This window comes from Mesorhizobium sp. GW821-FHT07A06 (genome assembly GCF_059419085.1).
This window is the reverse complement of the sequence record NZ_JBWKRC010000006.1, coordinates 229,497-251,145: the sequence shown is the minus strand read 5'-3', so window position 1 is coordinate 251,145 and position 21,649 is coordinate 229,497. Positions and strand designations below refer to the sequence as shown.

General features: G+C 63.6%; 23 protein-coding genes and 1 pseudogene. 11 read left to right on the top strand and 13 right to left on the bottom strand.

The features are described 5' to 3' along the window. Positions 1-207 precede the first annotated feature (207 nt). Complete coding sequence (locus tag AC07SZ_RS21220; protein ID WP_027030665.1) at positions 208-465, top strand: hypothetical protein; 258 nt, start codon at positions 208-210, stop codon at positions 463-465. Here AC07SZ_RS21220 and soxR read toward each other — a convergent pair. Then, positions 462-908, bottom strand: a complete 447-nt coding sequence (soxR, locus tag AC07SZ_RS21215) for a redox-sensitive transcriptional activator SoxR (RefSeq protein ID WP_494915695.1) — start codon at positions 906-908, stop codon at positions 462-464. The genes AC07SZ_RS21220 and soxR overlap by 4 nt on opposite strands. Positions 909-1,067: 159 nt before the next feature. Further along, complete coding sequence (locus AC07SZ_RS21210; protein ID WP_056578010.1) at positions 1,068-1,526, bottom strand: tRNA (cytidine(34)-2'-O)-methyltransferase; 459 nt, start codon at positions 1,524-1,526, stop codon at positions 1,068-1,070. Positions 1,527-1,972: 446 nt separating this feature from the next. Here AC07SZ_RS21210 and AC07SZ_RS21205 point away from each other — a divergent pair, with 446 nt between their 5' ends. Genes AC07SZ_RS21205 through AC07SZ_RS21185 form a run of 5 tightly spaced genes read left to right on the top strand, consistent with a single transcriptional unit; the run spans position 1,973 to position 6,961 of the window. After that, positions 1,973-2,368, top strand: a complete 396-nt coding sequence (locus tag AC07SZ_RS21205) for a hypothetical protein (RefSeq protein ID WP_494915694.1) — start codon at positions 1,973-1,975, stop codon at positions 2,366-2,368. Between the two features lie 29 nt (positions 2,369-2,397). Beyond that, the gene (locus tag AC07SZ_RS21200) at positions 2,398-4,284 is read left to right on the top strand and encodes an ABC transporter ATP-binding protein (protein ID WP_056578006.1); all 1,887 of its coding nucleotides are present in this window, start codon (positions 2,398-2,400) and stop codon (positions 4,282-4,284) included. Then, positions 4,281-6,164, top strand: coding sequence for an ABC transporter ATP-binding protein (locus AC07SZ_RS21195; RefSeq protein ID WP_172372320.1), 1,884 nt, complete (start codon positions 4,281-4,283; stop codon positions 6,162-6,164). Before AC07SZ_RS21200 ends, AC07SZ_RS21195 begins: the two co-directional genes overlap by 4 nt. A 4-nt stretch (positions 6,165-6,168) precedes the next feature. Further along, the gene (locus tag AC07SZ_RS21190; protein ID WP_494915693.1) at positions 6,169-6,648 is read left to right on the top strand and encodes a GNAT family N-acetyltransferase; all 480 of its coding nucleotides are present in this window, start codon (positions 6,169-6,171) and stop codon (positions 6,646-6,648) included. 1 nt (position 6,649) lies between these two features. After that, a complete protein-coding gene (locus tag AC07SZ_RS21185) occupies positions 6,650-6,961 on the top strand; it encodes a DUF6665 family protein (protein ID WP_494915692.1) in 312 nt (103 codons plus the stop codon). 60 nt (positions 6,962-7,021) lie between these two features. On the opposite strand, the gene AC07SZ_RS21180 is transcribed toward AC07SZ_RS21185, so the two are convergent. Then, positions 7,022-7,366: a cupin domain-containing protein gene (locus tag AC07SZ_RS21180; RefSeq protein WP_494915690.1), complete on the bottom strand. Its 345-nt coding sequence runs from the start codon at positions 7,364-7,366 to the stop codon at positions 7,022-7,024. A gap of 315 nt (positions 7,367-7,681) precedes the next feature. Between AC07SZ_RS21180 and petA the strand changes: the two genes are divergently transcribed. The 4 genes from petA to AC07SZ_RS21160 all read left to right on the top strand — a co-directional run bounded on the left by petA (position 7,682) and on the right by AC07SZ_RS21160 (position 11,088). Further along, positions 7,682-8,242, top strand: a complete 561-nt coding sequence (petA, locus tag AC07SZ_RS21175; RefSeq protein ID WP_010911121.1) for a ubiquinol-cytochrome c reductase iron-sulfur subunit — start codon at positions 7,682-7,684, stop codon at positions 8,240-8,242. Positions 8,243-8,258: 16 nt separating this feature from the next. Then, a complete protein-coding gene (locus AC07SZ_RS21170; RefSeq protein WP_056577996.1) occupies positions 8,259-9,560 on the top strand; it encodes a cytochrome b in 1,302 nt (433 codons plus the stop codon). A 27-nt stretch (positions 9,561-9,587) separates the two neighbouring features. Next, positions 9,588-10,445, top strand: coding sequence for a cytochrome c1 (locus AC07SZ_RS21165; RefSeq protein ID WP_056577994.1), 858 nt, complete (start codon positions 9,588-9,590; stop codon positions 10,443-10,445). 97 nt (positions 10,446-10,542) lie between these two features. Beyond that, complete coding sequence (locus tag AC07SZ_RS21160; RefSeq protein ID WP_056577992.1) at positions 10,543-11,088, top strand: adenine phosphoribosyltransferase; 546 nt, start codon at positions 10,543-10,545, stop codon at positions 11,086-11,088. A gap of 159 nt (positions 11,089-11,247) precedes the next feature. Here AC07SZ_RS21160 and AC07SZ_RS21155 read toward each other — a convergent pair whose 3' ends face one another. The 5 genes and pseudogenes from AC07SZ_RS21155 to AC07SZ_RS21135 form a co-directional block, all read right to left on the bottom strand. Further along, entirely contained in the window at positions 11,248-11,709 is a 462-nt protein-coding gene (locus tag AC07SZ_RS21155) for a MaoC family dehydratase (RefSeq protein WP_172372327.1), read from the bottom strand. Beyond that, on the bottom strand, positions 11,706-12,176 hold the full coding sequence (locus tag AC07SZ_RS21150) for a MaoC family dehydratase (RefSeq protein WP_172372330.1): 471 nt from the start codon (positions 12,174-12,176) through the stop codon (positions 11,706-11,708). The genes AC07SZ_RS21155 and AC07SZ_RS21150 overlap by 4 nt, the downstream gene beginning before the upstream one ends. A 123-nt stretch (positions 12,177-12,299) precedes the next feature. After that, positions 12,300-13,273, bottom strand: a pseudogene (gene corA, locus AC07SZ_RS21145) (magnesium/cobalt transporter CorA). 152 nt (positions 13,274-13,425) lie between these two features. Beyond that, positions 13,426-14,214, bottom strand: coding sequence for an APH(3')-II family aminoglycoside O-phosphotransferase (locus AC07SZ_RS21140; RefSeq protein ID WP_056577984.1), 789 nt, complete (start codon positions 14,212-14,214; stop codon positions 13,426-13,428). 63 nt (positions 14,215-14,277) lie between these two features. Next, a complete protein-coding gene (locus AC07SZ_RS21135; protein WP_494915689.1) occupies positions 14,278-15,615 on the bottom strand; it encodes a uracil-xanthine permease family protein in 1,338 nt (445 codons plus the stop codon). A 134-nt stretch (positions 15,616-15,749) separates the two neighbouring features. On the opposite strand from AC07SZ_RS21135, the gene guaD reads away from it, so the two are divergent. Next, positions 15,750-17,114 carry a guanine deaminase gene (gene guaD, locus AC07SZ_RS21130; protein WP_494915688.1) on the top strand — a complete coding sequence of 455 codons (1,365 nt, stop codon included), beginning with the start codon at positions 15,750-15,752 and terminating at the stop codon, positions 17,112-17,114. Positions 17,115-17,268: 154 nt separating this feature from the next. Here the strand turns inward: guaD and yddG are convergent, their stop codons facing one another. The 5 genes from yddG to AC07SZ_RS21105 all read right to left on the bottom strand — a co-directional run bounded on the left by yddG (position 17,269) and on the right by AC07SZ_RS21105 (position 21,514). Beyond that, complete coding sequence (gene yddG / locus AC07SZ_RS21125; RefSeq protein WP_056577978.1) at positions 17,269-18,171, bottom strand: aromatic amino acid exporter YddG; 903 nt, start codon at positions 18,169-18,171, stop codon at positions 17,269-17,271. A 94-nt stretch (positions 18,172-18,265) separates the two neighbouring features. Then, entirely contained in the window at positions 18,266-19,369 is a 1,104-nt protein-coding gene (gene ychF / locus AC07SZ_RS21120; RefSeq protein WP_172348948.1) for a redox-regulated ATPase YchF, read from the bottom strand. A 94-nt stretch (positions 19,370-19,463) separates the two neighbouring features. After that, on the bottom strand, positions 19,464-20,186 hold the full coding sequence (gene pth / locus AC07SZ_RS21115; RefSeq protein ID WP_494915687.1) for an aminoacyl-tRNA hydrolase: 723 nt from the start codon (positions 20,184-20,186) through the stop codon (positions 19,464-19,466). Between the two features lie 23 nt (positions 20,187-20,209). Beyond that, positions 20,210-20,848 carry a 50S ribosomal protein L25/general stress protein Ctc gene (locus AC07SZ_RS21110; RefSeq protein WP_056577972.1) on the bottom strand — a complete coding sequence of 213 codons (639 nt, stop codon included), beginning with the start codon at positions 20,846-20,848 and terminating at the stop codon, positions 20,210-20,212. A gap of 237 nt (positions 20,849-21,085) precedes the next feature. Next, the gene (locus AC07SZ_RS21105) at positions 21,086-21,514 is read right to left on the bottom strand and encodes a MarR family winged helix-turn-helix transcriptional regulator (protein ID WP_056578359.1); all 429 of its coding nucleotides are present in this window, start codon (positions 21,512-21,514) and stop codon (positions 21,086-21,088) included. Positions 21,515-21,649: the final 135 nt, after the last annotated feature.

Here is a 21,649-nt window from a genome sequence, read left to right as displayed (position 1 = left end):
GCCGTCTCCGATTGCGGGGCGGCGAGTCGACAAAAGACTCGTCTTTTCCGGGCGCGATCCCTAATCTCTTGAGGAACAGGGTCAAGTCCCGCTGCAGGGCCGCGCGTCTATTGGACGCGCAGGGAACGCCGCAGGACTTTGGTTTTGCGCGTGATCCTCCCCGAAACCCGGTTTCGGATCATGCGCTGCGGTGCAAGGAGTTTTTTCGTGCGCACCCCGGCAAGACCGCCGCTGGATGGCTTGAAGAAAAGGCTCGATCAAAGCCGGGCCGAGCGCGCACGCATGCCGCGCGACGGTTTCCTGCGCGAAACCTTCGTCCTGCCGCGCTCCGATGCGCGGCTCAAGGCCAAGGAATGGTTCGAGCGCTTTCCCAAGCAAGCCTACTGGACCGAGATCGAAAGCTGGTTCGAGCGCCCCGGCGACCTGATCGAGTTCACGATAAGGCGGTTGCCGGTGGCGGATTAGGATCCTACCATCAGGCGCCTCGCCCCCTTGCCTTGCCTTGCCAGCCGGTCTCCCTTGTTCCTGAGCGGGCATTTGTCGATAGACATGCAGCCGCAGCCGATACAGTCGGTCAGCCCGTCGCGCAGTTTCTTCAATTGAGCGATCTTGTGGTCGAGCCCATCGCGCCACGCCGTTGAAAGCAGGCTCCAGTCGTCGCGCGTCGGCGTGCGGCCTTCCGGCAGGGATGCCAGTGCCTCGCCGATCTCGGCGAGCGAGATGCCGACCTCCTGGGCGATCCGGATGATCGCCACCCGCCGCAGCACGTCGCGGCCGTAGCGCCGCTGGTTGCCCGACGTGCGATGGCTGCGGATCAGCCCGCGCGCCTCATAGAAATGCAGCGCCGACACCGCGACGCCGCTGCGCATGGCCACCTGGCCGACCGTCAATTCCGTTACTGGAGCCATTTCCGATTTTTCCGCTTGACCTCAAGTTAAGTTGAGCTTGTAGCGAAGAAATGCTGATCGGGCAAATGACAGGAGAAGGCGATGTGCGCCTGGGTGAGAATGACCGGAGAAACCACTGTCGTCGGCGACGGCAAGAGCGCTGTCGACGGGCCGCCGATCCTATCCGAGCTGCCGGATGGCTTCGCCCGCCACCATGGCGACCGACAACGCGACGTTTATGCTGCGCGCGGCGCCCTGCATGGGGATGGTCAGCCGCGCGTCCGCCGCCTGATGGACAGGATCCGGCACGCCTGCGGATTCGCGGCCAAACAAGAGGATGTCGCCGTCGGCGAAGGTGAAGCCGGTGTAGGCGGCCGTGGCCTTGGTCGACAAGAGCACCAGCCGGTGCGCGCCGGCCTTGCGCCAATCCTCGAAGGCCTGCCAGTCGACATGGCGGGTCAGGGCAGCCATTTCGAGATAGTCCATGCCGGAGCGCCTGAGCGCCTTGTCGGAGAGCGGAAAGCCGGCCGGCTCGATGATGTCGACGCCAAGCCCGAGGCACGCGGCGAAGCGCAGGATTGTCCCGGTATTGCCGGCAATGTCAGGCTGGTAGAGCGCGATGCGGAGACGACCGTTCATTTCCGCGTCCTTCTAATAAGTGGCAGATCGGCCACAGGGACCTCCCGGTTTTGGAAATTGCTGGACCTGCGGGTGGCCATTTTTTGCGAAGTCGGGTATACGGCCAGCATTGTCAACCCGAACCGATGGAGGGGTAATTCATGATGACCATGCACATCCAGCGCCCCTCTCGTGGGCTTACCTGCCTGCCGGCGGTTTCGGTACGACGATTCTCCTGACTCTCTAAGACTTGATCGCACCGATTCCCGCCGAAACACCTTTTCGGCTCTCGAAGGAATCCTGCGATGTTTTTCAAAAAGTCAAAAGGGCTGAACGCCCAATCTGAACATGTCCAGACCGACGCCTGGCGTCGTGTCCGGACCGACGCAACCCACGCCTCCGGCCGAATGCCGGCGGAGGATGTTGCTTCGCCTTTTTATCTCTATTTTCACACGGAGGACGGACCGATGTTCGATCCCTACAGAATACCGGGCTCCAGGAGCCTGCATATCCACCGCCTGCCGACCTGGGCGCTGCTGATCGGCGACACTTATTCGTCGGCGGTTCACGCCGAAGTCCGCCGCCGCCCGCATCGCGGCATGCTGCCGGATGTCGATTTCTCGCGCGCCGTTCCCGATCCGAGCCGGCCGTCTTTGGTGCGCCGGATCATCCGGCTGATCCGGCCGGGCGCGAAAAACCGGGCTGCCGGCACGGTGTCGGCAGGATCGGCAAACGCGCCTGTCGGCGAAAAGCCCGCGAACTCCTATATAGCGCGAAGCAGGGCCGACGGTCCGGGTGATTCCGGACCGTCGGCCCTCGGCGCCATGCGGGCCGGGGACCTCGTACGTCGCCAAGCCGCATAAGCGGAAAACAGATTTTACAGGCATGACTCATGTTGTTGTTTAGCTGGTTTGAAAGAAGGCTCGATCCGTTCCCCGCAGCGGAACCGGTCGAGCCGCCCAAGACCCTGGTGGCCTTCTGCCTGCATTATACGCGCGGGGCATGGCCCTATATCCTCATCGATGCGGTGCTGGTGACGGCGATCGCCATCGCGGAAGTGTGGATGTTCGGCTTCCTTGGCCGCATCGTCGACTGGCTGTCGGGGCAGAATCGCGAAACCTTCCTGCAGACGGAGGGCTGGAAGCTCGCCGGCATGGCCTTCATCGTGCTGTTCGCGCTGCCCGGCACGGTGTGGCTGCATTCGCTGCTCAACCAGCAGACGCTGATGGGCAACTATCCCATGCGCATCCGCTGGCAGGTGCACCGCTATCTGCTCAAGCAGTCGATGAGCTTCTACCAGGACGAGTTCGCCGGCCGCATCGCCACCAAGCTGATGCAGACGGCGCTCGCCGTGCGCGAATGCGTCATCAAGGTGATCGACGTCCTGAACTACGTCATCGTCTACTTCCTCGGCATGCTGTTCATCGTCGGTTCGGCGGACTGGCGGCTGGCCGCGCCGCTGGGCGTCTGGCTGGTCGGCTACGTACTGTTGCTGCGCTTCTTCATTCCCCGACTGGGCAAGGTCGGCGAGGAGCAGGCCAATGCGCGCTCGATCATGACCGGCCGCGTTGTCGACAGCTACTCCAACATCCAGACGGTCAAGCTGTTTTCCCATGCGCGCCGCGAGGCCACTTTCGCCAGGGAAGGCATGATGGGCTTCCTCGACACGGTCTACCGGTCGATGCGGCTGGTGACGGTGCTTTTCGGCACGCTCTACATATTGAACGCGCTGCTCCTGTTCTCGGTCACCGTCATCTCGCTGTGGCTGTGGATGGGGCAAGTGGTGACGATCGGCGCGGTCGCCGTGGTCATCGGCCTGGTGCTCAGGATGTGGGGCATGTCGCAATGGATCATGTGGGAGATGTCGGGTCTGTTCGAGAACATCGGCACGGTGCATGACGGCATCGCCTCGATCTCGCTGCCGCGCCTTGTCGAGGACAGGCCGGATGCGAAGGAGATCGCCGTCTCCAAGGGCGAGATCCGTTTCGAGGACATCCGCTTCCACTACGGCAAGCAGAAGGGCGTCATCGAAAACCTGTCGCTGGCGGTGAAGTCTGGCGAGAAGGTCGGCATTGTCGGCCGCTCGGGCGCCGGCAAGTCGACGCTGGTCAATCTCTTGCTGCGCTTTTACGATCTGGAGGGCGGCCGGATCCTGATCGACGGCCAGGAGATCGCCGGTGTGAAACAGGATTCGCTGCGGGCCCAGATCGGCATGGTCACGCAAGACACCTCGCTTTTGCATCGTTCGGTGCGCGAGAACATCCTCTATGGCCGCCCCGACGCCACCGAGGAGATGCTCGTCGAGGCGGCGCGGCGGGCCGAGGCTTTGGACTTCATAGGCGGACTTTCGGACCACAACGGCCGCAAGGGGTTTGACGCCTATGTCGGCGACCGCGGCGTCAAATTGTCCGGCGGCCAGCGGCAACGCATCGCCATCGCTCGCGTTATGTTGAAGGATGCACCGATACTTATCCTTGACGAGGCGACGTCGGCGCTGGATTCCGAGGCCGAGGCGGCCATCCAGGAGAATCTCTACAAGCTCATGCAGGGCAAGACCGTCATAGCCATCGCGCATCGGCTTTCGACCATCGCGGCGATGGACAGGCTCGTGGTGATGGATCAGGGGCGTGTCATCGAGGAAGGTTCGCACGACGAACTGGTCGCCAAGGGCGGGCTCTACGCGCAGCTCTGGCAACGCCAGTCGGGCGGGTTCCTGCTAGAGGACATACCGACCGAAGTCGCCAACGACGCAATTGCAAAGGGCCAAGCTGCCGAATGATGACAGCCGTCTATCGCTGGTTCGAGAACTGGGTCTATCCGTTCAGGGAGCCGGCGAATCTTCGGCCACCGGCGAGCGTCGGCGGTTTTCTCTGGCATTATGTCGGCCAGGCGAAATTCGCCTTCTTCGCCATGCTGGTCATAGGCGGCATCGCGCCGCTGGTCGAAGCCGGCCTGTTCTACTTCGTCGGGCGGCTGGTCGATATTCTCGACCAGCTTCCCGGCGAGCGCAGCTGGCATGCGCTGTGGACCGCCGCCGGCCCCGAACTGGTGTTCATGGTCGCGGTTGTGCTGGTCGTCCGCACCATCGTCGTCGGCCTGTCGGCGCTGGTCGACGAGCAGACGATCACGCCCGGCTTCTACAATCTGGTCCGCTGGCAGGCGCATCGCCACGTGTCGCGCCAGTCCTACGCATTCTTCCAGAACGATTTCGCCGGCCGCATCGCCACCAAGGTCTGGCAGGCGGGCCAGGCCACCGGCGACCTGATGGAGAGCTTCATCGAGGTCGTCTGGTTCATGCTCGTCTATACGGTCACGACGCTGGCGCTGGTCGCGGGGCTCGATCTCAGGCTGGCGGCGCTGGTGGTGATCTGGATCGTGGCCTTTGGCTGGCTGGCCAGGCTCTATTTGCCGGCGATCCGCAAACATGCCGAGGCGACCGCCGAGGCGGGCTCGATGATCAACGGCCGCATCGTCGATTCCTATTCCAACGTGCAGACGCTGAAGCTGTTCGCGGCCGATGGCGACGACCGCTATATCAGGAACGGCTTCGACATCTATCTCGACGCGCTGCGGCCTTTCACCCGCAGGCTGACCGGCGTGCGCATGGCGCTGACGACCTTGTCGGGCATCATGATCACGGCGATCGGCTGTTTTGCCGTCTATCTCTGGGTCGAGGGCTCGATCACCGTCGGCGCGGTCGCCTTCACGCTTTCGCTGGTGCTCAGGCTCAACATGCTGCTCGGCCGGCTGATGATGCAGCTCAACAGCATTCTGCGGAATCTCGGCGTGCTGGAGAATTCCAAGGCGCTGATCTCGCAGCCGCTCGGACTCACCGACGCACCCGATGCGAAGGAGCTCGTCGTCGCCGGCGGGCGCATCGACGTGAAGAATGTCGAGTTCCATTACGGCAAGGGGTTCGGTGTGCTGAACGGCATCGACCTTGTCGTGCGGCCGGGCGAGAAGGTCGGGCTGGTCGGGCCGTCGGGTGCGGGCAAAACGACACTCGCCAATCTGATCCTGCGGCTCTACGAGCTGGAAAGCGGCTCCATCGCCATCGATGGCCAGAATGTTTCCCGGGTGACACAGAACTCGTTGCGCGCCAATATCGGCGTCGTCAGCCAGGACACCGCCCTGTTCCACCGCTCGCTGCGCGACAACATCAAGCTCGGCATGCCCGACGCGACCGATGCCGAGGTGATCGCGGCGGCGAGGAAGGCCGAGGCGCATGATTTCATCCTGGGCCTGCGGGACAACAGGGATCGCGCCGGCTACGAGGCCTTTGTCGGTGAGCGCGGCGTGAAACTGTCGGGCGGCCAGCGCCAGCGCGTGGCGATCGCGCGTGTCTTCCTCAAGGACGCGCCGATCCTGATCCTCGACGAGGCGACCTCGGCGCTCGATTCCGACATCGAGGCGGCGATCCAGGAGAACCTCACCCGGCTGATGGAGAACAAGACGGTCATCGCCATCGCCCACCGGCTGTCGACGATCGCCGCCCTCGACCGCCTCGTCGTGCTGGATGGCGGCCGCATCGTCGAACAAGGCACGCATGACGAACTGGTGGCGCTCGACGGGCTCTATGCGCGGCTGTGGAAGCGGCAGTCCGGCGGCTTCCTCTATCACGAGGAAAGCGTGCTCGAAGAGACGCGGCCGGCGGAGTAGGCGCATGGGTGGATCGCTCAGGGCCAATCCAGGGATCGGTTACGAGCTCAAGCGGCTCCGGCCAACCACGCCGGCCTTCGACAGGCTGAAGGACGAGAGCCGGCTGGAGGGCTACTGGATGCTGGTGCGCCTGGCGGATGGCTGGTCAAGTGGCCGTAACAAGTTCCTGAAGCGAGGCGAGGCGCTTTACGGGGCATGGCATGGCCGCGACCTCGCCGGTGTCTGCGGGCTGAACATCGATCCTTATGTCGAGGGCAGGAGCCATGGCCGGGTCCGGCACCTGTTCGTCGGCACGCCTCACCGTCGCGCCGGCCTTGGCCGCATGCTGGTCGAGGCCGTCATCGATCGGGCACGCCGCTATTTCACCGTGTTGAACACCCGCGCGCCGCGGGAAGCCTTCATTTTCTATGAACGGCTTGGCTTTCAGCGCGTGGAAGGCGAAGAATTCGTCACCCATCGCATGGTGTTCGGAAAGGGGAACTGAAATGTCCTTGCGTCCGCCATCTCATCTTGCCGGCACCTCGGCCGCTGAAGCGGCCTTCGATGCGCTTGGCCATGAGGTCCTGGCCGAGAAGGCGGCCGCGCTCGGCCGTGCCGGACAGCGCGTGGAAGAAACCCTGGCCAGGCTGCGCGACAATGGCGACGAGCAGTCGCGCCCCCTTCTGCTCAAGGAGGCGGCCGCCGCGGTGCATGGCTATTTCATCCAGCGAGAACTGTGCGGCCTGCGAAGGCACGACGCCGTGATCCGCGAATACGACATCCCCAAAGCCGTCCTGGTCAGGCTTGGCGCCATGTAGGGGACTTTTTGTCGACCATAATCTTTTCCGAAAACCGGGTCCCACTTTTCGGGATCATGGTCACTCCAGCCATTTCGTGATGAAGCTGCCGTTCTCGTGGATGTCGGTGGTCTCCAGCGGCCCCGGACCGAGATTGGTGAATTTGTGCGGCGTGTGAGGCGGCACGATGACGATCTGGCCGGCGAAGGCCTCGATTTCCCTGTCGCCGATGGTGAACAGGCCGTAGCCCTGGCGGATGATGAAAATCTCCGCGTAGGGATGGGAGTGCAGCCGCGGGCCGCCGCCGACATCGGGCAGGTAGTTGAAGATCAGGCAGGAGTTGGAGCCGTAGGCACCGCATTGCAGCTCGCCCTTCCAGCGGTCGGGACGAACGGCCCATTCCTCACGGTCGATGACGTGCGCCATGCCAGGGAAGATAGATCACACCGGTGTCCTGAGTCGAGGTAAACAAGGACGCCCGATTTTGCTGATATTTCCCGGTTGTTTAGCGTCCTTTCGCGGCCGTTCCCCGCCTTGCCGCGCAATAGGGGATTTTGTCCCCGCGACAATCTGCCCTTGTGCCTTGACCCGTCTGGACAAAAACGGGCTTCACGCATAAACCGAAGTCCAAATGCCGGAGGAATTCGCTAGCCTGTTCGCCATGCGCTGTCGGGTTGGCGTGATTGAGCGGGGAACAAGGCTCGGCCACCGGCGCGGAAGAGGCGAAAGGATCAGGCACCCGTGAGCGCAACCGACATCCACGATCCCAATCGTCGAGATTTTCTTTACGTCGCCACCGGCATGGCGGCCGTGGTCGGAGCCGGTGCCGTCGCCTGGCCGTTCATCGACCAGATGCGCCCCGATGCCTCGACGCTGGCGCTCGCCTCGGTTGAAGTCGACGTCGCCTCGCTGACGCCGGGCATGTCCTTGATCGTCAAGTGGCGCGGAAAGCCGGTGGTGGTGCGCAACCGCACCGAAAAGGAAATGAAGGACGGCGAGGCCGTCAACCTTTCCGATCTCAAGGATCCGATCGCCCGCAACGCCAATCTGCCGGCCGACGCACCGGCGACCGACGCCAACCGCACCACGCCCGGCAAGGAAGCCTGGATGGTGATGGTTCAGGTCTGCACGCATCTGGGCTGCATCCCGCTCGGCCAGGAAGGCGATTTCGGCGGCTGGTTCTGCCCATGCCACGGTTCGCAATACGATACCGCCGGCCGCATCCGCAAAGGCCCGGCGCCAGAGAACATGGCTGTGCCGGTATTCAAGTTCATTTCCGATACCAAGATCCTTATCGGTTGAGGCAGGGGATATTTCGATGAGCGAGGGACACTCGACCTATACGCCCAAAACCGGTCTCGGACGCTGGTTCGACGCCCGCATGCCGCTGCCGCGGCTGGTTTATGACAGCTTCATCGCCTATCCGGTGCCGCGCAACCTCAACTATGCGTGGACCTTCGGCGGCATCCTGTCGATCATGCTGGTGGCGCAGATCCTGACCGGCATCGTGCTGGCCATGCACTACTCGAACGACACCACGCTCGCCTTCGATTCGGTCGAGAAGATCATGCGCGACGTGAATTCCGGCTGGCTGTTGCGCTACATGCATGCCAACGGCGCCTCGTTCTTCTTCGTCGCCGTCTATATCCACATTTTCCGAGGCCTCTATTACGGCTCCTACAAGACACCGCGCGAACTGCTGTGGATCCTGGGCTGCATCATCTACCTCCTGATGATGGCGACCGGCTTCATGGGCTACGTGCTGCCGTGGGGGCAGATGAGCTTCTGGGGCGCCACCGTCATCACCGGCTTCTTCAGCGCCATACCGCTGGTCGGCGAGTGGATCCAGCAATTGCTGCTTGGCGGCTTCGCCGTCGACAATCCGACGCTCAACCGCTTCTTCGCGCTGCACTATCTGCTGCCGTTCATGATCGCAGGCGTTGTCGTGCTGCACGTCTGGGCGCTGCATGTCGTGGGCCAGTCGAACCCGACCGGCATCGAGGTCAAGTCGAAGACCGACACCGTCGCCTTCACGCCCTACGCGACGATCAAGGACGCGTTCGGCATGATCGTGTTCCTGTTCTTCTTCGCCTATTTCGTCTTCTACCTGCCGAACTATCTCGGCCATCCGGACAACTACACGGTCGCCAACCCGCTGAAGACCCCGGCCCACATCGTCCCTGAATGGTACTTCCTGCCGTTCTACGCGATCCTGCGCGCCATCACGTTCAACATCGGGCCGATCAACTCCAAGCTCGGCGGCGTGCTGTGCATGTTCGGCGCCATCGCCATGCTGTTCCTGGTGCCGTGGCTCGACACTTCCAAGGTGCGCTCGGCCGTCTACCGGCCCTGGTACAAGCTGTTCTTCTGGCTGTTCGTGGCCGATGCCATCCTGCTTGGCTGGCTGGGCTCGCAGCCGGCGGAAGGCAGCTATGTGTTCATGGCGCAGATGGCAACGCTGTTCTACTTCGCCTTCTTCCTGATCATCATGCCGGTCCTCGGCCTGATCGAGACGCCGCGCAGGCTGCCGAACTCGATTACCGAGGCGGTTCTGGAGAAGAACAAGGGTGGCAGCGGGCATCCGGCGGGCGCCACGGCCGCACCACAGACCAAGGGCTGAGCGGTAGAGAATCTAAGGGGATTTGGCATGAAAAAGATTCTCACCTCGCTTGCGCTGATCGGCCTTGTGGCCGCCGGCACCGCGGCGTTCGCGGCCGAAGAGGCGCACAATGCGGCGGCTCCGACGCATTTCCCGATCAACGAGCCGAAGGAGATGGGCTGGAGCTTCACCGGCCCGTTCGGCACCTATGACAAGGCGCAGCTGCAGCGCGGCCTGAAGGTCTACAAGGAAGTCTGCTCGGCCTGCCATTCGATGAACCTGGTGGCGTTCCGCACGCTGTCGGACCTCGGCTACAACGACGCGCAGATCAAGACGCTGGCGGCCGAATACACCATCCATGACGGCCCCAACGATGCCGGCGACATGTTCGACCGTCCCGGCAAGCCGTCGGACCATTTCCCGGCGCCGTTCGCCAATGAGCAAGCCGCTGCTGCCTCCAATGGCGGCGCTGCCCCGCCCGACATGTCGCTGCTGGCCAAGGCGCGCGGCGTCGAGCGCGGCTTTCCGCAGTTCGTCTTCGACATCTTCACCCAGTATGACGCCGGCGGTCCCGACTACATCCATTCGCTGCTGACCGGCTACGACCAGACGCCGCCGGCCGGAATGGTCATCCCGGAAGGCACGCACTACAACCCGTACTTCATGTCGGGCGTGTCGCTGAAGATGCCCAAGCCGCTCTCCGACGGCCAGGTGACCTATGACGACGGCTCGCCACAGACCGTCGACCAGTATTCCCGCGATGTGGCTGCCTTCCTGACATGGGCAGCCGAGCCGCACATGGAGGCCCGCAAGAAGATGGGCTTCCGCGTGCTGGTGTTCCTGCTTCTGTTCGGCGCGCTCGTCTACCTGACCAAGCGCAAGGTGTGGGAAGGCGTGGCGCACTAAGGCCGCGCCGGCACCTGAAAATGCAAGGGCGCCGAAAGGCGCCCTTTTCTTTTCGGCCGCTTACCGGCAAAACTGTAAGGCAACGGAACAATTGCCCATGAAATCCTCCCTGGAAGAGACCCTGCTGTCGGCCATCCGCACCATCCCCGATTACCCCAAGCCAGGCATCCTGTTTCGCGACATCACCACGCTGCTTGGCAATGCGCGCGCCTTTCGCCGCGCCATCGACGAGCTGGTGCATCCCTATGCCGGGCAGAAGGTCGACAAGATAGCCGGCATCGAGGCACGCGGCTTCATCCTGGGTGGCGCCGTCGCCCATCAGCTCTCGGCCGGCTTCGTGCCGATCCGCAAGAAGGGCAAGCTGCCCTATGAGACGGTGCGCGTCGCCTACAGCCTGGAATACGGGCTGGACGAGATGGAGATGCACAAGGACGGCGTTTCACCGGGCGAGAAGGTGATCCTGGTCGACGATCTGATCGCCACCGGCGGCACGGCGGAAGCGGCGGTCAGGCTTCTGCGCCAGATCGGCGCCGATATACTGGCGGCATGCTTCGTCATCGACCTGCCGGATCTGGGTGGCCGCGCCAAGCTCGAGGCGCTCGGTGTTCCGGTAAGGACGCTGATCGGGTTCGAGGGACATTAGATCTTTCCCTCGCCCGGTTTGCGAGGAGGGAGGCGAGCAACGCGAGCGGAGCAGGGGGAGGGGTATAGTACGACCGTCGAGTGCAAGACACCACGGCTGGCGCCGCCCCTCATCCGCCCTTCGGGCACCTTCTCCCCGTAAACGGGGCGAAGGAAGAAATCACTCAACTTTCACCAGCACGGCGCTCTCAAACTCCAGCACCTTGTCGCCGGTCGAATCGAAAGCTTCCGAGCGCAGCGACAAAAGCCGCCAGCCGGGGCGTGACGAGATCGGGCGGTGGGACAGCGCGGTGCGGGTGAAGGTGACGGTCTCGCCGGCGAAGACCGGTTTCAGCCATTTCAGGTTCTTGAAGCCGGGCGAAGGGCCGAATTCGGGCGCCGGGCCAGGACCGGTCCACTCGGCGCCCATCCGGCTTTCGAGGTTGAGCTTCATCCAGGTGGCGGCGGTGTGCCAGCCGGAGGCGCAGAGCCCGCCGAGCAGGCTTTTCCTGGCCGCCTCCTCGTCGATGTGGAAGATCTGAGGGTCGTATTTGCGGGCAAACGCCTTGATCGCCTCGGCTTCGAACTTGTGTGAGCCGAGCGTCATCGTAGTGCCGATGCGGAAGAATTCGTCCAGGGTCATGCCGCTTTCCCCGCCGCGTCACGCGTCAGGAACATGACGGAGTTCTCAAGCTCGAAGACGCTTTCGCCACGCTGGTTGACCAGCTCGCTGCGCAAGGTGACGAAACCGAGATCCGGCTTCGACTTCGACAGGCGCTTGGCAAGCACGACCATGGTGCCGACCAGCCTGTCGCCAGCCAGGACCGGCTTCTTCCACCTGACCTGGTCGACGCCGGGCGCACCCTGGCAGGTGGAGTCCAAGAGGAACGCGTCGCACCACATGCGCATGAACATGGCGCAGGTGTGCCAGCCGGAGGCCGAGAGGCCGCCCAGGATGCTGGCCTTGCCGGCTTCCTCGTCGAGATGCATGGGCTGGGCATCGAACTCGCTGGCGAATTCGATGATCTCGGCGGCGGTTACCTGTTTGGTGCCGAGGTCGAACGAGGCACCCTCGACGAAATCCTCATAGGCCCATGTCTTTCCGGTCATGGTCTGGAATCCCTGCGGAACGCGCGACCCGCATGGATCGGCAAACCCGGATGCAGGCCAGGGGCGATTTGGTCAAGTCCTTTCTGGTGAGCCAGCGTAGGCAGCGGGCACCCGCGGCAGCGGTCAGAGCCAGCCGCGGCGGCGGAAATACCAGAAGGGCAGGATCGCCGACAGGATCATCAGGCCGATGGCGAAGGGATAGCCAAGCTCCCATTTCAGCTCGGGAATGATATCGAAATTCATGCCGTAGATCGAGGCGACCAGCGTCGGCGGCAGGAAGATGACGGCGGCGACCGAGAATATCTTGATGATGGCGTTCTGCTCGATCGAGATCATGCCGAGCGTGGCGTCGAGCAGGAAGGATATCTTCTGCGACAGGAAAGTGGCGTGGTCGGCGAGCGACAGCACGTCGCGCGACAAGGTCTTGATGCGGGCGCGGACATCCTTGCTCATCTTGGTCTGGGTGGCAACATGGGCGAGGAAGCCGGCGAGGCGCTGCAGCGAGATCAGGCTGTCGCGGACGGAAGAGGTGATGTCCTCCTTGCGGCCGATGGCTTTGAGCAATTCCTGAAAGTCGCGGTTGCGCTTCGACACCTTGGTCGAGCGTGCCTCGAAAATGTCGCGCGAAATCCCCTCGATGTCGCGGCCGGCGCGCTCAAGGATGTCGGCGAGACGGTCGACGATCGCCTCCAGCAGGCCGATCAGGATGGTGTCGCCGCTGGTGCAGCCGGTCGCCACCTTCTCGGCGCGCAGCGGGAAGGTCTTGAAGGCCTTGGGTTCATGATAGCGAATGGTGATCAGCCTGTTGCCGGCGAGCGCGAAGGTGACCGGCGACATCAGTGGATCGTCGACCTCGGTCTGCGCGGGCAAGGTGGCGGTCATGAAGTAGGCGCCGTCCTCGATGTAGAGGCGGCTGGAAATCTCGATCTCCTCCATCTCCTCGCGGGTCGGGATGGCGACCCCGAGCCAGCTTTCGATGGTGGCCTCTTCCTCCTTGGTCGGATTGACCAGATCGGCCAGACGACCCTGTCGCCATCCGCCAGCAGGTCGTCGACGACGCGCAGGCGATCATTGTCCACGACAAATGCCTTGATCATCGCCAGATCTCCCCTGCGAAGGTGCGTTCGGATTGCGCGTCGTGTCGGATTGCACGGCTCTTCGTCGTGTGCGCGACCGTGTGCCTGCCGCTTAGACCCGTGGCATGACAAAATCAAGACAAGCCCCACCGGGACAGGCCGCCATCGGCCGCTCAGAAAAACTCGTCGAGGAGCCGATACCAGGAAAGCTTCGCCGGCTCTGCTTGCGGTGGTCCGTAGCGTTCGAGAAAGGGCTCTATCCAGGTTTCGCCGATGTTATAGCGGATGCTCCAGCAGGCGAGCGCCAGATCCTGGTGGCGATCGGCGACGCCCAGCCGGCCGCAATCGATGAAACCGCTGAAACGGCCCCGGGCAGCCATGACATTCGGCAGGCAGGCATCGCCATGGGTGACGACAAGATCCTCGCTTGCTGGCCTCAGCGCCTCAAGCTCGGCGAAGGCTTTTGCAGGGCTCCAGCCCTGCCTCTCATCGTCGAAATCGTCTTCGTCGACGACGCCGGCCTCCATGCGCGATCGCGCGGCCGCGATGCGCCTGAAGAGGCGATGGTCGAAGGGGCAGGAGCCGATATCCAGCGCGTGCAGGTCGCGAAGCGCGCTGGCCATGATCTCGATGACATCAGCCGGATCGATCGGCGCCGACGCCAAATCCTCGCCGGCGACGGCCGACATCAGCAGCCAGTCGTGACCGGCATGGCTTTCCATGGCGATCACATCGGGGCAGGCGATGCCTTGTCCGGCAAGCCAGCGCAACCGCGCGGCTTCATCGGCGAGTTCGGCAAACGGACCGTTCCGCTCGCATTTCAGGAACAGGGCCGGCTTGTCGTCGGCCACCAGTCGGAACACGCCGGCCTGTGATCTGCCGATGGTTTGCCGGTGCCAGCGATAGCCGGAGAGCCTGTTCTTCAGCTCCCGCGGCAGTTCATTTTCGGAGACGAAGTTCATCGACAGGGATCGGCAGGCCGGGGATTGGGAGACCGGGCTCTGGTGTCCGGCCTCCCGATATCCCTATCTGGCGTTCGGCAGGATCTGGTGCAGCACGATGGCCCAGACGGCGCCGAAGGCGATGGACGAGCCGAGAATGTACTGCACGATATCCGGAAGCGTCTTGACGAAATCCGGCGGCGCCAGCGTGGCAAACAGTGCCATCAGGATCGGCAGGCCGATGACCAGCATGTTCCTCTCGGTCAGCGGCGTGCCGCGCACCACGCGAAAGCCGTTCATGGCGATGACGACGCACAGCACGCCGAAGACGCCGCCGATGACCGGCCCCGGGATCGAGGCGATGACGGCCGACAGCTTGCCGATCAGACCGAACAGCACCAGGAAGATGCCGGCCGCGGCAAAGGCGGCGCGACTGGCGATGCCGGTGATGGCGATGATGCCGGCATTGGAAGAGTAGCCGGTGACCGGCGTGCTGCACAGCAGGGCGCTGACCAGGCAGCCGAGGCCTTCGCCGGTGGCGCCCCGGTCGAGCTGTTCATCCGACAACGGCTTGTCGATGACGGCGCCGACCGCGAACCAGGTGCCGGTGGTTTCGGCCAGGACGACGATATAGACGATCAGCATCGTCAGCGTCGCCGACAGCGAGAAGGTCACGTCGAGGTTGAGGAACGCAATGCGCGGCATGGAAAACCAGGTCGCGGCGGAAACGCCCGTCATGTCCAGCTGGCCCATGAAGGCGGCCGCGACGCTGCCGGCCACAAGCGCGATGATGACGGAAAGCAGGCGCAGCCACGCGCCTTTCGCGCCAAGCGCCATGCCGGTCAGCATGCAGCCGACAAGCACCGCCGCCGCGATGAAGGCGAGGATGATGTTGCCGCCGACGGTGGCGGTGCCGCCGTGGACGGCGAACACGCTTTCCTTGAGTGCCACCGGCATCAAGGCGACGCCGACCACGATGATGATGGCGCCGCCGACGATGGGCGGCACGAAACGGTTGACGAGGCGATGGAAGATCCTTGTCGGCGACCCGAGCAGCATGACCAGTATGGCGCCGGGAATGAGCGCGCCGATCACCGCCGACAGCCCGCCAACGCCGCCGCCGGCGCCGAAGGCGATCGCCAGCACCGCGCCGATCGGGACGAAGGACGGTCCTTGCACCACAGGCAGCCGCATCAGGAGCTGCGACTGGATCAGCGTCGCGATGCCCGCCGCCACGAAGGCCGACTGGATGAAGGCGCCGGCATCGCCGACGCTGAAGGCGAGCACCGATGCGATGATGAACGGCACGATGTAGACGTCCATCGCCAGCACATGCTGGAGGCCGAGCAGGGCGGCCTTGCCCAGGGGCAACGGATCGTCCGGCTGGGCGATCAAAGTGATTTCTGGCGCAACGCGTTCCATGATGTCCCCTCTGGAAATCTCAACACGATCATGTGATCAGTCGCCGGCAAAGGACAGCGGCGCAAAGGTTTGCCAACTGTTTTTAGTGGGCCACGCAGTGACGGTCTCACGCGCCAGCGCAACCGGAGCGACAGATGACAAGAGAACCTTTCACGCTGCTCGGCACCGCCTTCCACACGCCGGAGCGCGGCAGGCTGGAAGTGCTGGAAGATCATCTGTTCAGCATCGATGCGCAGGGGCGGATCGCCGAGATCCTGGCGCCCGGCCATCCGGACCATGCGGCGCGGGTAAGCGATGCCAGCCTGTCCGGTACGCTGGTGCGGCTTGCCGACGGCCAGTTCCTGCTGCCCGGCCTGGTCGACCTGCACATCCATGCGCCGCAATGGCCGCAGATGGGCAAGGCGCTCGATGTGCCGCTCGAGGTCTGGCTGCAGAAATATACATTTCCGCTCGAGGCCCGCTACGCGGACGTCGACTATGCCCGCGAGGTCTATGCCGATCTGGTCGACAATCTTCTGGCCAACGGCACCACCACGGCGCTCTATTTCGCCACCGTCCATGTCGAGGCGAGCCTGGCGCTTGCCGGGATTTGCCTGGAAAAGGGTCAGCGCGCCCTGGTCGGCAAGGTGGCGATGGACGATGCCCAGCAGTGCCCGCCCTTCTACCGCGATGCCGATGCGGCGAGTGCCGTTTCGGACACCAAGCGGTTCATCGTGGCGGTCCAGTCACTGGATTCGGGCGAGAGGCCGCTGGTCCAGCCGGTGATCACGCCGCGCTTCATCCCGAGTTGCACGGATGCGGCCTTGCGGGGACTGGGTGAACTCGCGACGGAATTCGGCTGCCATGTGCAGACGCATTGCTCGGAGAGTGACTGGGCAAAGCAATTCGTGGAGGAGCGCTTCGGTCAGACCGATGCGGCCAGCCTGGACGGCTTCGGCCTGCTCACCCGCCACACCATCCTGGCGCATTCGAATTTCATCGACGGGCAGGACATGGACCTCATCAGGGAGAAGGGTGCTGGCGTCGCCCATTGCCCGCTCTCAAATGTCTACTTCGCCAATGCGGCGTTCCCGCTGCGCGTGGCACTCGACCGGCAGATGCATGTCGGACTGGGAACGGATGTTTCGGGGGGCTACAGCCCCTCTCTGTTCGACGGCTGCCGGCACGCTCTGTCGGCGTCGAGGACGCTGCATAGCGGCGTGCATGCCGGCCTGCCGCCCGAGCAGCGCGGCGCCCCCGGCGAGCCGATCACGCATCAGGAGGCGTTCTGGCTGGCGACCGCCGGCGGCGCCGAAGCGCTCGACCTGCCGACAGGCAGCTTTCGCGTCGGGCACGAATTCGACGCGCTGTTGATCGACACCAAGGCAAGTGCCTCGAACATCCGCATCAACGCCGCCGACGACACGCTTGACGAGGTCTTCCAGAAGATCGTGCTCAACGCGGCGCGGGCGAATATCGCCAGGGTCTGGGTGAGCGGCCGGAAGGTGGCGGGGCAATAGAAGGGCGGCGTCCCGCCAATCGACCTGGACGAGAACAATTCCAGGAAAAGTGTGAGCGGTTTTCCCGGGACAAGCGCGTAGCGCTTGCCCTTGGGAATTGCGTCAAAACAAAGAGCTAGAGCGGTTCGCCGTTTCCGCGAAACGGTGAAATGCTCTAGGCGCGCGCTGTTTCCGCAGCGGCCTCGCTTTTCGGCTTGAGCAGCATGTCCTTGGCGGCAATCAGCGCGCCAACCGTGATCAGCGCGCAAGCGAGCGCCACGGACCAATGGAAGACGCCGAAGCCCGCCAGCAGCAGCACGATCACCGAGAACAGCGGCGCGGCATACGAGATCGCGCCCAGGATCATGATGTCTCCGTGCTTGCAGCCATAGTCCCATGCGTAAAAGCCGGCGCCGAGAGGGATCACGCCCAGAACGGCGATGGCGCTCCATTGCGTCGGTGTTTGCGGCCAGACCGTGGTCTCAAGCGTGAGGTGCAGCGTGAAGGCGACCGCTGCGGTGATGAGGCAGTAAACGGCGACCACATCGGTCGGAACCTGGCCAAAGCGGCGCGACAGGACGGAATAACCGGACCAGACGAAAGCACAGAACAGCGCGATGACGTGGCCCGGTTTCACCCCGTCGGCGAGCCCGACGCTTCCGCCCTTCGTGATGACGACGATGGCGCCTGCCAGGCCGAGGACCACACCGGCAATATGGTGAGGTTTAAGCCGTTCTCCCGGCAGGAAGGCGGCGAAGACAACGATCAGCAATGGCCAGAGATAGGCGATCAGGCTCACTTCAACGGGCGGGGCCGACTGGATCGCGAAAAAGTAGGCACAATGGTAGATGCACAGCCCTGCCGTGCCGATTGCCCAGACCTGCCATGGCTGCCGCAGCGACCTGATCGCCGAGGGCCGAACGATCCAACTGGCCGCTCCGACGGAGCCGCCGAGCAGAAATGTCATGGCGGCGAGTTGAAAGGGCGGAATCGGTCCGGCCGCGGTCGAAAGCAGCGCGAGGAACGACCAGGTCAGAATGGCCGAGAAACCGACCAGGGTTGGGATCGTCCTGTTCATGTTCGCCCTTCCGCTTCATTGACGGGATAGCGGAAAGGACCGGCCGATGGCAGCCGCGTACGGCCTCACCCTGTCGGGAATGCGACGCGGCTGTTCACGTGTTGAACTTGAACAGCATGATGTCGCCGTCCTGGACGACATATTCCTTGCCTTCGTCGCGCGCCTTGCCGGCTTCCTTGGCCGCCACTTCGCCGCCCAGCGTGACGAAGTCGTTGTAGGCGATGGTCTGGGCGCGGATGAAACCGCGCTCGAAATCGGTGTGGATGACGCCGGCGGCCTGCGGGGCCTTGTCGCCCTTGTGGATGGTCCAGGCGCGCGTCTCCTTCGGCCCGACGGTGAAATAGGTGATGAGATGCAAAAGCTCATAGCCGGCGCGGATCACCTTGTTGAGGCCCGGCTCGTCGAGGCCGAGCGAGGACAGGAATTCCATCTCTTCCTCGTCGGAGAGCTGGGCGACCTCGGCCTCGATCGCGGCCGAGATCACCACCGTGCCGGCGCCCTGCGCGGCTGCCATCTTCTCCACGGCCCGGGTGTGCTCGTTGCCGGTGGCGGCATCGGCCTCGGCGACGTTGCAGACATAGAGCACGGGGTGCGACGTCAGGAGGTTCAAGCCCTGCAGGATGCGCAAGTCTTCGGCCGAGATGCCTTTGAGCAGCACGCGGGTCGGTTTGCCCGCCTGCAGCAGCTCGAGCGCGGCCTCCATCATCGGCAGCACGGTCACCGCTTCCTTGTCCTTGCTGCCGGCGCGCTTGCGGATCTGGACGATGCGGCGCTCCAGGCTGTCGAGGTCGGCGAGCATCAGCTCGGTCTCGACCGTCTCGGCGTCGGCGACGGGGTCGATGCGGCCCTCGACATGGGTGATGTCGTCATCCTCGAAGCAGCGCAGGACGTGCACGATGGCGTCGACCTCGCGGATGTTGGCGAGGAACTGGTTGCCCAGCCCTTCGCCCTTGGAGGCGCCGCGCACGAGGCCGGCAATGTCGACGAAGGAGATGCGGGTCGGAATGATCTCCTTCGACTTGCCGATGGCCGCGATCTTCTGCAGGCGCGGATCGGGCACCGCCACCTCGCCGGTGTTCGGTTCGATGGTGCAGAACGGATAGTTGGCGGCCTGCGCCGCCGCCGTCCTGGTCAACGCATTGAAGAGCGTCGACTTGCCGACGTTGGGCAAGCCAACGATGCCGCATTTGAAACCCATTGTGTCCGGTCCTATCGGGAAAACGAAATTTGATGAGGGCTATGGGCGATAGGGGTGATCAACGTCAAGCCCTGTAAGGCCGCATGCGTGGCGCTCAGTCCTTGTTGCCGAAGAGTTTCTTCAGCATGGCGGCCATCGGGCCGGATTCCGGCAATTTGACCGCCGGCTGCTGCGGACGCGCCTGACGGACGTGACTTTGCTGCTTGGGTTCCTGCTTGCGCGCCGGCTTTTCCGGCTCGGCCGCGGCCTTGCCCTGGACGGCGAGGGCGGCCTTGTTCATGAAGCCGGATTCGTCGCCCTTGACGATCATGGCGGCGTTGTCGGCGATCGCTTCGAGCAAGGGATCGAGCCATTCGCGGTCGCCCTTGGCGAAGTCGCCGAGCACATGGTGCTGGACCATTTCCTTGACGCCGGGATGGCCGACACCGATGCGCACGCGGCGATAGGCGTTGCCAACATGGCCGTCGATCGAGCGGATGCCGTTGTGGCCGCCGGCGCCGCCGCCGGTCTTGATGCGCAGCTTGCCTTCGGCAAGGTCGATCTCGTCATAGAAGACGGTGAGCGCGGAAACATCGAGCTTGTAGAAGCGCAAGGCTTCGCCGACCGACTGGCCGGACAGGTTCATGAAGGTCTGCGGCTTGATCAGGATGATCTTTTCGCCGCCGAGCGTGCCCTCGGCGATCAGGCCCTGGAATTTCTTCGACCAGGGCGAAAAGGAATGGCGGCGGGCGATAGCGTCCGCCGCCATGAAGCCGACATTGTGCCGGTTATCAGCATATTTCGCGCCCGGATTGCCGAGGCCTGCAAAGACAAGCATCGTCTGCTCCGGGCGGGAAAGAGTTACTTCTCTTCGGCGGCGGGAGCCGCCTCAGGTGCGGCCTCGACCGTCTCTTCCGCCTCCGGCTTCATCGCCGACGAACCGGCAATGGTCGCGATGGTGAAATCGCGATCGGAGATCACCGGCTTGACGCCGGCCGGCAGCTTGACCGCCGAGATGTGGATCGAGTCGCCGATATTGGTGCCGGTGAGATCGACGGTGATGAATTCCGGGATCGCATTGGCCGGGCAGTGGAACTCGACTTCGTGACGCACGATGTTGAGCACGCCGCCGCGCTTGATGCCTGGCGACTTGTCCTCATTGATGAAGTGGACAGGCACGTCGACATTGACCTCGGTGTCCTTGCCGATGCGCAGGAAGTCGACATGGACGGGGAAATCCTTGACCGGGTCGAGCTGGAAGTCCTTCGGCAGGACCTGGATCTTCTTGCCGTCGACATCGATCGTGGCGACCGTGGTCAGGAACCCGCCGCCATGGATCTTGTAGTAGATGTCCTTGTAGGTGAGAGCGATCGCCAGGGGAGGCTGCTTGTCACCATAGATTACTGCAGGCACTTTACCGTTGCGGCGAACTGCACGGGCGGACCCCTTACCGACCTGTTCGCGCGCTTCGGCCTTGAGCTCGTAAGTATCGTGGCTCATGGCTTTTCCTTTCGCGTGTTATGGAGCGTTCGCGGTGGGCAATGTGCCCGAGCCGTAAACGTCGAAAGCCGACGGTCCTGGATTTCCGAATGAAGGCTACCGCTTCGAGACGGACCTTTTGTTCGGGATCACAAGGGAAGGCAGCCTTCCGCCGCGTTGCCTCCAAGGGTGTCTACGCGGGTGGCGGCTCTATAGCGGAAGGCAGCGACAGGCGCAAGCGGCGGCGGGAAGGGCTGACTACCGGTCGCCGCTCAACGCGTCGCGCAGCGCCTGGACCTGCCGGTTCAGTGTATCGAGCCCGGCCAGCGTCATGCCCGAACGCTCGATCAGTGTCTCGTTCAGGCAGTTGCACTGGACGAGCAGCGCGCGCCCGGCTGCCGTCAGGTCGACCTGGACCTGGCGCTCGTCGGTCTGGCTGCGCTGGCGGGTGACAAGGCCGGCCTGTTCCATGCGCTTGACCAGCGGCGTGACGGTGCTCGATTCCAAGGCCAGCCGGTGGGCGATCCCGCCGACCGACATGCCATCGGCCTCGCCCAGTGCGTTCAGCACGAGATATTGCGGATAGGTTATCCCCATCTCGTCCAGCATCGGCTTGTAGGTGCGGTTGATCGCCATGCTGGTGGCATAGAGCGTGAAGCAGAGCTGGTTGTCCAACGGGAGAGGCACGACGCGTTCCTTGTTTGCCGACGCAGGAAATCCGGTACCACGAAAAATGATATCGCGATACATGTTTTTGGTGGACAGGGGTTCAAGGCTGCGCTAGCCATATAGATATCGCGATATTGTTTATCGCGAAAACAA